Below are 12,162 nucleotides of genomic sequence, written 5' to 3' on the forward strand. Positions count from 1 at the left end.
AGTGCGGTGGTGCGTGTCCCCTGGTGCAGGGCCCGAGGCCTGATGCTGGAGGGGTCACCCGTCCCGGTCGCGCCGGGCCCGGGTCTTGAGCAGGAGCTCGTCCATCACGGACGAGAACTTCCGCGGGTCGAAGTCCCGGTCCGGCGAGCGCTCCTGCTCCGCCTCGCAGAACTGCTCGACGAGCTCCCGGAGCGGGTGCTTCATGTAGTGGCGGTACGCCGCGTAGGTCTTCTTGCGGCGGGTGTCCTCGAAGGCCCGCGCGTTGTCCCTCCACACCTCGCTCCGGTAGCGGTGGTTCACGCCCTCTTCGAGCATGCCCCGCTCGAACCGCTGCTGGATCTGCCCGAGGAACCCCAGCAGGAACAGCTTCGCGTCCCGCTCCCGGTGGAAGACCCGCTCCAGGCCGAAGGAGTCCAGGCCCACGAGGACGTGGTACGTCAGCCCATCCGGCTCGTGCTCCTGCTTGCGCTTCGCCTTGCGCCAGTTGATCAGCTCCTCGCCATAGAACGTGGACTCGAGGTCGTGGGTGCGCAGGAAGACGTGCATCGTGTCGCGGCAGCCCGCGGCGGCCTCCACGTACCGGGTGGAGAGGGTGTCCCAGAGCGCGCCCTGCGGTCCCCAGTCGTCGCTGCCCAGCCACACCTTGAACCGGGGGTTGGTCAGCTTGTCCAGGATGCCGCCGTACACGGTGCTCTCCAGCGTGTCGTAGCCCCGGGCGCGCACGTATTCGCTGACCTGGATTCCTCCGGACCAGAGGGCCAGCGGCGTGCCCCGGGCCGTGGGCATCAGCAGGTCCCGGGCCCTGGCGCTGAGCAGCCGGTCCAGCGCGAGGAACTCGGGGACGGGCAGGTTCCAGGCGCTGGCGGCCATGAACTCGGCGCGCCGCTGGAGTCCCCGGATGATGAGCGCCCACGAGTCCTGGATGAACGCGGGCTGCAGCCGCGCTTCGCGGCAGAGGCGCTCGTATTCAGCGGAGTGGGGATGGGTGGCGGGGAAGCGCACGATCTGGGCCCAGTCCACGTCGGCGCTCGTCGGCATGGGCGCGAAGCCTAGCACCCAGGGCCGCCTGGCTCGACGGCATGCGCGGAGGCCGGATGGGCGTTACACCGGAGACACCATGCCGACCGCCCCTTCCAGCACTTCGCGCCTGCCCGTCGTCTTCATCCCGCACGGCGGCGGCCCCTGGCCGTTCGTGGAGATGGGCCTTCCGAAAGCGGAGGTCCAGTCGCTCGCGACGTACCTGCGTCAGGTGGGGCAGCGCCTCGCGACGCCGCCGAAGGCGCTGCTCGTCATCTCCGCCCACTGGGAGGAGCCCGTGGCCACGGTGATGACGTCCGAGGCGCCGCCCATCCTGTATGACTATTACGGCTTCCCGCCGGAGTCGTACCGCATCACCTGGCCGGCGCCGGGCAGCCCGAGGCTCGCCGCGCGCGTGCGCGAGCTGCTCTCCACGGCGGGCTTCGCCACGGCGGAAGACCCCGCGCGTGGCTACGACCACGGCACCTTCATCCCGCTGAAGCTCACGTACCCGGAGGCGGACATCCCCTGCGTCCAGCTCTCGCTGAAGCAGGGGTTGGATCCAGCGGAGCACCTGGCCATGGGCCGGGCGCTCGCGCCGCTTCGCGACGAGGGCATCTTCATCATCGGCAGCGGGCTGACGTTCCACAACCTGCGCGCCTTCGGGGACCCGCGCGTGCACGAGGTCTCCGCGAAGTTCGACGCCTGGGTCCAGGACGCGGCCACCGCCCCCGCGTCCGTGCGTGACGAGATGCTCACGCAGTGGACGCAGGCGCCCTACGCACGGCTCGCCCATCCGCGCGAGGAGCACCTGCTCCCCCTGATGGTCGCCGCGGGTGCCGCCGGTGAGGACCGGGGCACCACCACCTGGGCCGGCGCCATGATGGGGACGCGCATCTCCGGCTACCAGTTCGGCTGACGGCAGCGCGGGCCTTCAGCCCTTGGGGGCCGGGGACTGCTTCTTCTCGGCCAGGACCTCGAGGACCTCCTGCGCGGTGGCGGCGGAGGACGCCGGGTTCTGCCCGGTGACGAGCCGCCCGTCGCGCACCGTGAAGCTCTTCCACAGCGGGCCGGACTCGTAGCGGGCGCCCAGCTCGCGCAGCCGGGTCTCCAGCGGGAAGGGGACGATGGCGTCGAACTTCGCCGCCTGCTCCTCCGCGTTACTGAAGCCCGCCACGCGCTTGCCCGCCACCAGCGGCTTGCCGTCCGGGCCCTTCACGCCCACCAGCGCCGCCGGGCCGTGGCACACGGCCGCCACCACCGCGCCCCGCGCGTAGCCCGCGGAGAGCAGCTGGTGCGTGGGCGCGTGTTGCGACAGGTCCCACATCACGCCGTGCCCGCCCACCACGAAGTAGGCGTCGTAGGTGTCCTTCACCTGGGCGAGCACCTTCGTGTTCGCCAGCTTCTTCGTCGCCTCGGCATCCGCGAGGAAGGCGCGCGTGTCCTCCGTCGCCTCCTTCTCGCTGCGCGGATCCACGGGCGCCTTGCCACCCAGCGGCGAGGCGATGTCCACCTGCGCTCCGGCCCGGGTGAACTGCTCGTACGGCGCGGCGAGCTCCTCCAACCAGAAGCCCGTCTTCTCCCCGGTGCTCCCGAACTGCGAGTGGCTGGTGACGATGAGCAGGACCTTCACGGCGGTCAGCGCTTCCATGGGGTGTCTCCTTCAAGCCCCTGTCCATGGGGCGATGGGTGAGGAATACGTCCGGGCCGTGCCCAAGAAAACCGCGAGTCACTTCACATAAACTGAAGCCATGCTTGGCAATCACGAAGCGCTCTGGACGCTGTGGGAGGTGAGCCGGGCGGGCACGCACGCGGCCGCCGCCGCGCGCCTGGGCATCACCGCCTCCGCCGTGGGCCAGCAGCTCAAGGCGCTGGAGCGGCACGCCGGCGTGGCGTTGTTCGAACGGGTGGGGCGCAGGGCGCGGCTCACCCCGGCGGGTGCTGCCCTCGTCGCGCGGCTGGGGGAGCACCTGCCGGCGCTGGACGCGGCGCTGGAGGCGGCCTCCGAGGCCCAGCGCGCGGTGCGTGGCGAGGTGTCCCTGGGCGGGCCCTGGCCCTTCTTCCGGTACTGGCTCCGGCCCCGCCTGCCGGGCCTGCTGGCGCGCCACCCGGAGCTGCGGCTGGACGTGCGCTTCGACGTGCCCAGCCGCGTGTCCCGGCTGTTGCTGGAGGGGGCGTTGGACCTGGGCATCCTCGGGCTGCTGCCGGACGCTCCGGGCCTGGAGGTCCGGCCGGTGGCCCAGGAGGAGTTCGTCGCCGTGGCCGCGCCCTCGTACCTGAAGCGGTGGGGAGCGCCGCGCACGGCCCGGGACTACGGCGCGCATCGCTTCATCGCCTTCGACGCGGACCTGGCGATGCTGGCGCCCTGGTGGCGCTCCGCCTTCGGCCCGAAGGAGCCTCTGCCGGCGCAGGTGGTGTGCCGCATCGCCAACCTGGACGAGATGCTGGCCCTGGTGGAGGCGGGCGCGGGGCTGGCGGTGCTGCCCGACTACCTGGTGGCGCCCGCCGTGCGGGAGAAGCGGGTGGTGACGCTCACGCCGGAGCCGGGCCGGCGCTCCGCGAGGCGCCCCCGGGGCACGCTCTGGGTCGCATGGCGCAAGGCCGCGGCACCCACGGCGCGCTTCGTCGCGGTGCGTGACTGGCTCCTGGGCGGACAGGCGCCGCGTTAGCGCCGCGCGCCAGGGCCCAGGGGGGCTCGCGCCCGCCTGCCCTCCAGCCGGGAGGGAGGTCATTGCCGGTGGCCGCATCCAGACCCGGACATTCGTGGTTCCCGGCGGGGCAGGGGGGCCGCATCTTGACCGTGAGGAGACCGGGCCCGTGCCGCCGTGGAGGAGTCCATGGAGGACGCGGGCCCCTTCGCACGACGCGGGAGGACGTGGCCAATGCGGGGAATGCGCGGGACGGCGGGCCTGCTGGTGCTGGGCCTGATGGGACTCGGAGGGCTGTCGGCGTGCAACGGCGGCGAGCCGGGGCCGGACGGCCCTTCCGCGAAGCACCGCGAAGGGCGCTCGGAGGTGCTGCGCGGGCTGATGGCCTCCAAGGAGACCGTGGATCCGAAGGCCTTGAAGAACGCGGGCGCGGAGGCGAAGGGGGCGCCGGGCCCCGCTCCGGCCCCTGAGGGAACGGGCGGCTCCGGTCAGCAGCCACGGCCCATGGGCTGGGCCGCGGGCCGGGTGTCCTGGGTGGGCGACGACGAGGTGCTCTTCGTGGACGGCCACGGCCAGGAGCAGGAGGTCCACGTGGACGAGGCCACGCGGCTCAAGCGCGGCGACGAGAACGCCCAGCTGCGCGACCTGTCCGAGGGCGATGAAATCCGCGTCACCTACGAGGACCAGGGCCAGGAGTGGATCGCCCGGGACGTGGACGCGGTGCCCGCGCGCAAGACGCCCGGACCCGACCCCGAGTCCCCGCCGCTGCGCTGACTAGAACGCGCCGCCGTCCGCGCGCCGGCCCGGCGAGGACTTCAGCCCGGGCGTCAGCGTGGTGTGCAGCACGAAGCCCGCGTCCGGCGACAGGTCCGGGGAGCGGTTGATGGACACCGCGTCCACGGTGCTGAAGTACTCGACCCTGTCCACGACGCCGCCGTCCGTGCGCTTGAGCTGCACGATGTCCGACGTGTTGTTGAGGCTCAGCGTCCCTCCGGAGGACGCCACCGTGTCGGGCGTGCCGGGCGTGAAGCCCTCCGGCCCACCGAAGACGACCAGGGGCCGGCCCGGCTGCAGCACCGTGCCCGGGGCGAAGACGTGCTGCCAGTTCAGGGCGTCCCACAGGCTCCAGCCGGACAGGTCCACCGGGACGGGGCTCGCGTTGTAGAGCTCCACGAACTCGTGAGCGGTGCCGCCAGGGAGCGCGGGCTCGTTGGCGAGCACCTCGTTGATGACCACGCGGGGCGCCGTGCGCGTGAACCAGATGCGGCCGGGGTTCATGTCGAAGCACGACGCGTTGGCCGTGTCCACCACGCGCACCAGCACCAGGTCGCTCTCCACGCCGGGCACGGTCCACGTGAAGGTGCCCGCGGTCGCGCTCAGGGAAGAGGCCACGACATTCCAGGTGTGGCCGCCGTCGTAGGAGGCCTCGATGCGCACGGTGCTCATCCCCACCGAGCGCCACGTGACCGCCAGCGGAGTGCCCGCGACGAACGTGCCGCCCAGGGGCGCGGTGAGCCGCACGCGCGGACCGGGAACGCCGCTCAGGTCATAGCGGGTGAGGACGGGGTAGTGGTCGCTGACGGTGCGCGAGTAGTCCGGAATCGTCACGTCGGGCCGGAGCACCTGGACGCCGCCGGGCACGGCGTCCACGGCCACCTCGTCGGTGACCAACGTGTGGTCGATGACGTCGTCGTATTCAGTGGTGGTGCGGCTGTTGGCGTCGGTCAGCACCCGCGTGAGGAAGGTGTAGTGCGTGGGGTCGCCCAGGAAGTTCAGGTAGGGCGAGGACAGCGCGACGCCGTTCTCCGTGGTGATGGAGTGGTCCAGGTCGTCGTTCCAGTCACCGATGACGAGCACTCGGGCCGTGGGCAGCGACTGGTCCAGGTAGTTCTTGAGGGCGGCCGCGGAGCGCTGGCGCTGGTCGTAGGACGTGCGGTCCTCGAAGGCCTTCATGTGCGTGACGATGACGACCAGGGGCGCGTCCTCGCCGTGGATGCGGGTGGTGAAGTCCACGCGCAGTGGCGGGCGTCCGCCGAAGTCCGCGGCCTGCGCGGTGAGGATGACCTGGGCGCTGCGGTAGGTGAGCGTGCTGGTGTCGTAGAGGATGCCGGGCTTCTGCTCGCCGGCGGAGTACTGCGACGCGCCGCTGAGGACGTACGTGCTGTTGTTGGCGAGGAAGCCGCTGTAGGTGCCGGGCAGTCCCGCCAGGAGCGTGTTGAAGTCCGCGGTGTCCACCATCTCCACCAGGCCCCAGACGTGGGCCCTCGCTCCGCCGATGACGTTCGTCGCTCCGGTGACCTGGAGGTCGTCGGACCAGCCGCCGTCGGAGGTGGAGTTCACCGGGCCCTGGTTGGGCGCGCCGAACCACTCCAGGTTCCAGTGCCCCACGGTGAACAGCGTGAGCGGGGGCTGCACGATCACCACCACCTGCAGGGACGCGGTCCCGCCATCCGCGTCGCGCACGATGGCGGTGAAGATGGTCGTGCCCGCGGCGGTGGGTGTGCCGGACAGGGCGCCGTCCGCGGAGAGGGTGAGCCCCGCCGCCAGCGTCCCGGTGAAGCTCCAGGTGAACGGCGCCCGGCCGCCGGAGGCGCTGAGCTGCGCGGCATAGGGCTGCCCCACGCGTCCGTCCCCAAGCCCCGGGGAATTCACCGTCAGCGTCGGAACCCCACCGCCATCCGGCAGGCCGCCGTCGCCTTGCGAGCCGCCATCGGAAGGCAGGCCGCCGTCGGAAGGCACGCCGCCATCGCCCTGCATGCCGCCATCGAAAGGCAGACCGCCGTCGAAAGGCAGACCGCCGTCGAAAGGCAGGCCGCCATCGCCGGGCACGCCGCTGTCGGTGGAGGCACCTCCGTCGCCAGACGCGCCACCGTCGTCGGGCACGCCGCTGTCGGCGGTGGAGGCACCGCCATCGCCGGGCACGCCGCTGTCGGTGAAGCCACCCCCATCACCGGGCACTCCGCCGTCACCCGGGATGCCGCTATCGGAAGGCACACCGCTGTCGGAGGGCACGCCCGGATTCGAAGGCGTGGAGCCGGGACACGCGGCGAGCAGCAGGGCGAGCAGTGGCGCGACGATGCGAGGGAGGGACATGGAAGCCATCCGGTCCAGACGCCGGAACGGGACCACGGTCCATCGCGATGACGGGCGGTGCATCCCCATGTTTCCAAGAGTGACACATCCCCCTGTCATCCAAGAAGAAGGGCCGCGCCCCCCAGGTGGAGGAGCGCGGCCCCAAGTCACAACAAGGTGTCAGTGACGGCGACTACGGATTCGCGACACCCCAGGACGGAGCACCCACGGCCCAGTCGGCGGCCGTGTTCGTGTCCGTGGCGCTGACGCGACGGACGGTGTTGCTGGCCGGCGTCGCGCCGGACGACGGCACGTTGGTCCAGTCCGCGGAGACAGCCGCCGCGGTGGGCGTGGAGGTCGTCGTGCACAGCGCACCGCCGCAGTCCGCGGGCAGCCACTGACCGGCGGCCTGGATGGCCTGGAGGTTGCCCGGGAAGGCCCCGGGCTGGTTCGGCGCGTTGCGCGCGAAGGGCACCGCGTCCTGGATGGCGTTCTGTGCGTCACGCACCAGGATGATGCGGCTGGAGAAGGTGATATCCGTCGTCCCGCCCTTGAAGTCCCAGGCCGTGTCGAAGTTGGCCGGGGTGCTGCTGGTGGGGAACTGGTTCTTCGCGGTGGTCTCGCTCTCGCCCGTGCCGGCGATGTGGACCACGATGATGTCGCCCTCGGCCACGGCCACGTCCGGGAAGGTGGCCAGGGTCACGGCGGAGTTCACGTCCTGCTGCAGGAGGAGGCCCGCCGTCGTGCCGGCGGTGACGACCTGCAGCTCCACGAGGTCCAGCTTGTTCGCCGCGCTGGGCTGCACCTCGGTGATGCGCAGGACGGCGCCCGTGCGGTAGCCCTTGAAGGCCGCCGAGTTCGGGGTGGTGACCGCGCCACCCACCGTGTCCTTCACGGAGTTGGCGACCGACACCGTGTAGTCCGTCCCCGGGACCTGCTCGGTGGTCGTCACGAGGACGTCCCTGCCGATGACCGTCGCGCTCTGCGCCTGGAGGCCGCCGCTGAACGTGAACTGCGTCGGCACCGCGGTGACGCTGGCCGCGTCCACCGAACGGCTGAAGGAGACCTTGACCTGCGTGAGCGCCGTCGCGAAGGCGCTCGCCAGCGTCGGCGCGGGGCACCCGGTGACGGTGAGCTGCTCCGGCGCGAACACGGACACCTGGGGCTGGGCGTTGAAGCGCCAGACGATGCCGGTGGGCACCGCCACGTCGCAGCCCGAGACCATGTCCAGGTAGGTGGACACGGTGGAGGGCACGCGCAGGAGCAGGGGGCTGGGGGACGGCTCACCCGTGGTGATGACCGGGAAGGCGGTGAAGGCCGTGCCGCTGTTGTTGCCCGCCGCCAGCTTGCCGGACACGGTGACAATGCGGCTCTCGTAGACGTTGGTCGTGCCGGCGTCCTCGAAGGTGCTGACCGCGTTCACGTCCACCTTCAGGCCCGCGGGCGTCGCGGTGCTCAGATTCCACACGCCGTGGTTCTTGCTCACCACGGTCAGGTCCGTGACGGTCTTCGCCACGTTGAGCCCGCTGATGATCTCCTTCTCCGTGACGTTCAGCGTCACGCGGTCACCCACGGCGACCGGCGTGGTGGACGCGGAGTCCCGCACGAACATCGCCGGGCCGTTGGCCTCGGCCTGCAGGAAGAAGCCGGATGCCTCCGTGGCCGCGCTGCCCGCCACCGCGGGCTTGATGAAGGTCACGAACGCGCCGCTGACGGGCAGCGGCGTGGCCGGTGCGCCCACCGGAGCCGCGACGAACGCGGCGATCTGCGCGCTCGTCTCCGCCAGCGGCGTGGTGACGCTGGAGGGCGTGCAGGTGTTCGTCTCGATGTTGCAGGACTCGGTCAGAGAGCAGGCCGGGCTGCACGCCTGGGGGGTCGTGCCGCCGTCGGTGCCGGCATCCGTCCCGGTGCCCGCGTCCGTGCCGGCGTCAGAGCCCGCGTCCGTCCCGGTGCCCGCGTCCGTGCCCGCGTCCACTTCCGGCGTGGTCAGCGTGCGCAGCTCGCACTTGTTCTCCACGCAGGCGTAGACCTGCCCCTCGGGGGGCGTGCCCTTGTCACGACAGTCGAACTGATCGACACACTCGTCGCCGCAACCCGTGCCAACCGTGACGAACACGGTGGTGACGAGTGCCGGCAGCCAGCTGCGCTTCAGGCTCCGCTTCAGCATGTGAATGCCTCCCATGGGGTCCAGACTGCAGATGCGGTCCCCCTTACACCCGAAAACAGAGGGGCGTCCATTTGCCCAACCACCTGCTACGTCCCTGTCACCCCAAACGACGCCCAGGGGCCTGGGAATCGCAGGAAGTCAGGGACTCTTCCGCGCCGGAGCGGACGTGGGACCCGCGTACAGGTCGATGACCTCGCTGATGCCGCGCTGGCACACCGCGCAGAAGGGCACCCGGTCCCGGGTGAACATCATGCAGTCCGTCTGCGGCCGGAAGTACCCCTTCGCCTCGTAGTGGGCCCCCTCGAAGGCGCCCACCTTCCCGGAGAGCTTCTGCGTGCCCAGGAATTTCTCCTCCCAGTCCCGCTGCGCCACGAAGAGCGCGTCCATCTGCGCCTCGGGTTGACGCTCCGCGCGAATCTTCTGCCGCTGTTGCTGCACCTTCAGGGCATGGGCGTCATAGGTGGCCTGGTTCCAGGGCGTGGGCAGCGGGGTGCCGGGGGCCACCAGGTCCTTCCACTTGAGCTGGGCGGGGTCGTGGAGGGCGGTGACGTTCTTCTCCCAGGGCTCCACCCGCTCCGCGGGCGCGGCGCCGTAGATGGGGGCGGAGGTGTAGTACTCGTCCGCCAGCCCCGCGAAGTGGTGGCCGAACTCGTGGACGAAGACGTAGGGGGCCCAGAGGCTGTCGGCGGCCACGGTGCTGAAGAGGTTGAAGATGCCGCCGCCGCCGTAGGTGTTGCCGTTGGAGAGGATCTCCACGAACTCGTAGGGCGCGAAGGCGGCGGTGTCGCGCAGCGCTTCGTTGTCGAAGGTGAGGATGTAGCGCTCGGCGCCGAAGGCGTCGTAGGTGGAGCCCAGGGGCGGGCGGCGGTGGATGCCGGTGGACGGCCGCGAGATGCCGGACTCGGCCGCCCCGGGCATCAGCCCCCAGACGTTGAAGTCCGCCTTGCGCTCCTTGAAGGGGGAGTAGCTGAAGAGGATCTCCACCAGCTTGCGCGCGTCCTTCTCGAACTTGGCGCGCTCGGCTTCCGTGTAGCCGTCCCCCAGGATGAGGAAGTCCACCTTGTCCTGCGGTGGCCCGTTCTCCAGCAGCTTCAGCAGCGGGCCCGGCGCGGGCGGCGAGGACGGATCCACGAAGGGGTCCTTCGGATCCACGACCAGCGACCAGATCTCGCGGAAGGCGTTCTGGGCGTCGCGCTTCTTCAAGATCACCTGGACGGGGCGGTCCGGCGAGGGGAAGCGCAGCGACTCACTGAAGGTGCGGTGGGCCCCCTTCGCCTCGTCCGTCAGCTCCCACTCGCCGAAGATGGAGGCGAAGCCGCGCGAGTACAGGAGCCGGTTCGTCCGCTGGTCCCGCACCTCGAAGAGGTACTTGCCCAGGTTCGTCTCGTCGATGGCCCGCGCCGGGTGGCCCGGCCAGGGCAGCGGCTCCACCACCAGCCGCTCCAGGCTGAAGCGCTCCTCGGTGGCGTTGCCGGTGTGGAAGTAGTCGACGCGGAACGTCCGGGGCGCGGCGAGGGCGGTGCTCGCCGTGAACAGCAACAGCAGGAGGGAAGCGCGCATGGGGCACGACTCTACGCGCCCGGTGCCTCCCGGCCAGGAACCTCCGGCCGGGAACGTCCCCTCAGAACGATCCAGACACGCTCGCCGCCGCGCCCGTCCCGTCCGCCGCCACCCCCAGCGTCACGGGCGCCGGCTTCGCGGGGGAGGACACGAGGAAGAGCACCGCCCCGGTGACGACCGCCGCGCCCCCGCCTACGAGCAGCCCCGTCATGAGGTGGCTCTTGCCCACCAGCGAGTCGCGCAGCGCCACGGCCCGGGCATCCGTGCTGACGAGCTGGCCGCCGTTGGCCGCGCGGCGGTCCTCCAGGCCGTTCAGGTCCTTCTGGGCCAGCAGCCGCACCACGCCCGCGCCGCCCAGCGCCGCCACGCCCGCGCCCACCGCCACGTACGACGCCGTGCGCAGGCCCCTGCGGGGGGAGGCCACCGAGCCGGACACGTCCGCTTCCGACAGCAGGTTGGGGGCGGTGAGGTCCGCGCCCGTGCCGGAGGCCGCCGCCGTGCCCCGGTTGCTCCCCGCGTCCCAGGGCGCCTTGCCGTTGGCGTTGTTCATCACCACGAGGTTGGAGGGCGAGCGTCCGGTGGTGACGAAGTCCACCAGCGCGGAGAGCGCCTCCCCGGGCGCGTCCAGGCCCTGCGTCTTGAAGCCGCCCTCGCGCAGCTTCTGCCCGCCCTCGACGTTGAGCACCGTGGCGGCGAACCACTTGGGCCCGCTGCTCGGGCGCTCCAGCCGCACGACGATGACCTCCTCCACGCCCAGCGTGCCGCCCAGGCGCACCGCGTGGCTCAAGGTGCGCTCCTCGTTGCCGTCCGTGGCGGACAGGCACGGGAAGGGCGCGGCCGTCACCGACCCCTCATAGGCCAGGTCCACCAGCAGCGGCGTGTCCGCCCCCTGCGCCTGCACCTGGCGGGGGAAGCTCACCGCGTCCCCCTTCACCATGGACAGCTCGTACGCCCCGGCGGGCAGCTCCAGCGTGAGCGGCGTCTGCCCGACGCCCAGGCCCTCCAGGTACACGTCCGACGCGGGCAGCGTGGACTTCAGCGACAGCTTCACCTTGGGCGTCCGGGCCAGGTCGCGGCGCAGCTTCTCGAAGGCCTGCCGGATGGAGGGGGCGTACTGGTCCGGGTCCAGCTGGTACTTCGGCTGGAGGCGCAGCACCTGGAGGAAGGCCGCGTCGCTGTCCTTCGTCTTTCCCAGCGCCCGCTGGTTGAGGCCGAGCAGCAGCTGCGCGTGGGCGAAGAGCTTCCAGCGCGGCTCGCCCGGCGGCAGGCGGCGGATGTCGCGCAGGGCGTCGTCCAGAAGCTGGGACGCGCGGGCGTTGCGGCCCTCGTAGAACTGGTCCTGCGCGGCGTCCAGCTGGCGCTGGAGGTCCTCGAAGGAGCGCGAGGACGCGGGGAAGAGGCGCTCGGCGAACTCGGGGACGCCCAGCACGCGCTGTTCGGGGCGGGCGCGCAGGGCGTCGTAGAACGCCTTGGACTGGCCGCTCAGCTCCGCGTCCCGGCAGTCTCCGCTGGAGACCACCAGCCGGTGGGGCGCGGCCCGCGAGGCGGTGGCGCACAGCAGGCACAGCAGCAGCGCGAACGCGGACGGCTTCGGACGGAAGGGCATGGTCACGTGGGTGTGGAAGGGATGGCCGGACCGGCGATGCAGGCCGCGTTCCGTCCTCTACCGGACTGTCCACCCTCCAGGCCAGCGACCCC

At 71.6% G+C, this 12,162-nt stretch carries 9 protein-coding genes; 3 read left to right on the forward strand and 6 right to left on the reverse strand.

Features of this window, described 5'->3' with window-relative positions; translation table 11 throughout:
- Positions 1–54: 54 nt before the first annotated feature.
- Positions 55–1,038 (reverse strand): hypothetical protein, encoded by a 984-nt coding sequence (locus tag D7W79_RS08560; RefSeq protein ID WP_120524852.1) that lies wholly within the window; start codon positions 1,036–1,038, stop codon positions 55–57.
- A gap of 79 nt (positions 1,039–1,117) precedes the next feature.
- On the opposite strand from D7W79_RS08560, the gene D7W79_RS08565 reads away from it, so the two are divergent.
- Positions 1,118–1,936, forward strand: coding sequence for a DODA-type extradiol aromatic ring-opening family dioxygenase (locus tag D7W79_RS08565; protein ID WP_120524853.1), 819 nt, complete (start codon positions 1,118–1,120; stop codon positions 1,934–1,936).
- Positions 1,937–1,951: 15 nt separating this feature from the next.
- Here the strand turns inward: D7W79_RS08565 and D7W79_RS08570 are convergent, their stop codons facing one another.
- Entirely contained in the window at positions 1,952–2,668 is a 717-nt protein-coding gene (locus D7W79_RS08570; protein WP_120524854.1) for a type 1 glutamine amidotransferase domain-containing protein, read from the reverse strand.
- A gap of 100 nt (positions 2,669–2,768) precedes the next feature.
- On the opposite strand from D7W79_RS08570, the gene D7W79_RS08575 reads away from it, so the two are divergent.
- Together D7W79_RS08575 and D7W79_RS08580 are read left to right on the forward strand one after the other, a co-directional pair.
- The gene (locus D7W79_RS08575) at positions 2,769–3,686 is read left to right on the forward strand and encodes a LysR family transcriptional regulator (RefSeq protein ID WP_120524855.1); all 918 of its coding nucleotides are present in this window, start codon (positions 2,769–2,771) and stop codon (positions 3,684–3,686) included.
- Between the two features lie 213 nt (positions 3,687–3,899).
- Positions 3,900–4,439 carry a hypothetical protein gene (locus D7W79_RS08580; RefSeq protein WP_147441856.1) on the forward strand — a complete coding sequence of 180 codons (540 nt, stop codon included), beginning with the start codon at positions 3,900–3,902 and terminating at the stop codon, positions 4,437–4,439.
- On the opposite strand, the gene D7W79_RS08585 is transcribed toward D7W79_RS08580, so the two are convergent.
- The 4 genes from D7W79_RS08585 to D7W79_RS08600 form a co-directional block, all read right to left on the reverse strand.
- Positions 4,440–6,758, reverse strand: coding sequence for a lamin tail domain-containing protein (locus D7W79_RS08585; RefSeq protein WP_244221655.1), 2,319 nt, complete (start codon positions 6,756–6,758; stop codon positions 4,440–4,442).
- A 172-nt stretch (positions 6,759–6,930) separates the two neighbouring features.
- Positions 6,931–8,904, reverse strand: coding sequence for an Ig-like domain-containing domain (locus tag D7W79_RS08590; RefSeq protein WP_120524857.1), 1,974 nt, complete (start codon positions 8,902–8,904; stop codon positions 6,931–6,933).
- A 138-nt stretch (positions 8,905–9,042) separates the two neighbouring features.
- A complete protein-coding gene (locus tag D7W79_RS08595; RefSeq protein ID WP_120524858.1) occupies positions 9,043–10,464 on the reverse strand; it encodes an IgA Peptidase M64 in 1,422 nt (473 codons plus the stop codon).
- Positions 10,465–10,525: 61 nt separating this feature from the next.
- Positions 10,526–12,070: a PEGA domain-containing protein gene (locus D7W79_RS08600; RefSeq protein WP_120524859.1), complete on the reverse strand. Its 1,545-nt coding sequence runs from the start codon at positions 12,068–12,070 to the stop codon at positions 10,526–10,528.
- Positions 12,071–12,162 lie beyond the last annotated feature (92 nt).

It is taken from the genome of Corallococcus exercitus (assembly GCF_003611585.1).
GTDB lineage: Bacteria > Myxococcota > Myxococcia > Myxococcales > Myxococcaceae > Corallococcus > Corallococcus exercitus.

What these genes read in the sequence shown, in the direction of transcription:
- D7W79_RS08580 (WP_147441856.1), top strand. Translation starts at nt 3,900, where the DNA reads ATGCGGGGAATGCGCGGGACGGCGGGCCTGCTGGTGCTGGGCCTGATG.
- D7W79_RS08600 (WP_120524859.1), bottom strand. Translation starts at nt 12,070, where the DNA reads ATGCCCTTCCGTCCGAAGCCGTCCGCGTTCGCGCTGCTGCTGTGCCTG.
- D7W79_RS08590 (WP_120524857.1), bottom strand. Translation starts at nt 8,904, where the DNA reads ATGCTGAAGCGGAGCCTGAAGCGCAGCTGGCTGCCGGCACTCGTCACC.
- D7W79_RS08585 (WP_244221655.1), bottom strand. Translation starts at nt 6,758, where the DNA reads ATGTCCCTCCCTCGCATCGTCGCGCCACTGCTCGCCCTGCTGCTCGCC.
- D7W79_RS08575 (WP_120524855.1), top strand. Translation starts at nt 2,769, where the DNA reads ATGCTTGGCAATCACGAAGCGCTCTGGACGCTGTGGGAGGTGAGCCGG.
- D7W79_RS08565 (WP_120524853.1), top strand. Translation starts at nt 1,118, where the DNA reads ATGCCGACCGCCCCTTCCAGCACTTCGCGCCTGCCCGTCGTCTTCATC.
- D7W79_RS08560 (WP_120524852.1), bottom strand. Translation starts at nt 1,038, where the DNA reads ATGCCGACGAGCGCCGACGTGGACTGGGCCCAGATCGTGCGCTTCCCC.
- D7W79_RS08595 (WP_120524858.1), bottom strand. Translation starts at nt 10,464, where the DNA reads ATGCGCGCTTCCCTCCTGCTGTTGCTGTTCACGGCGAGCACCGCCCTC.
- D7W79_RS08570 (WP_120524854.1), bottom strand. Translation starts at nt 2,668, where the DNA reads ATGGAAGCGCTGACCGCCGTGAAGGTCCTGCTCATCGTCACCAGCCAC.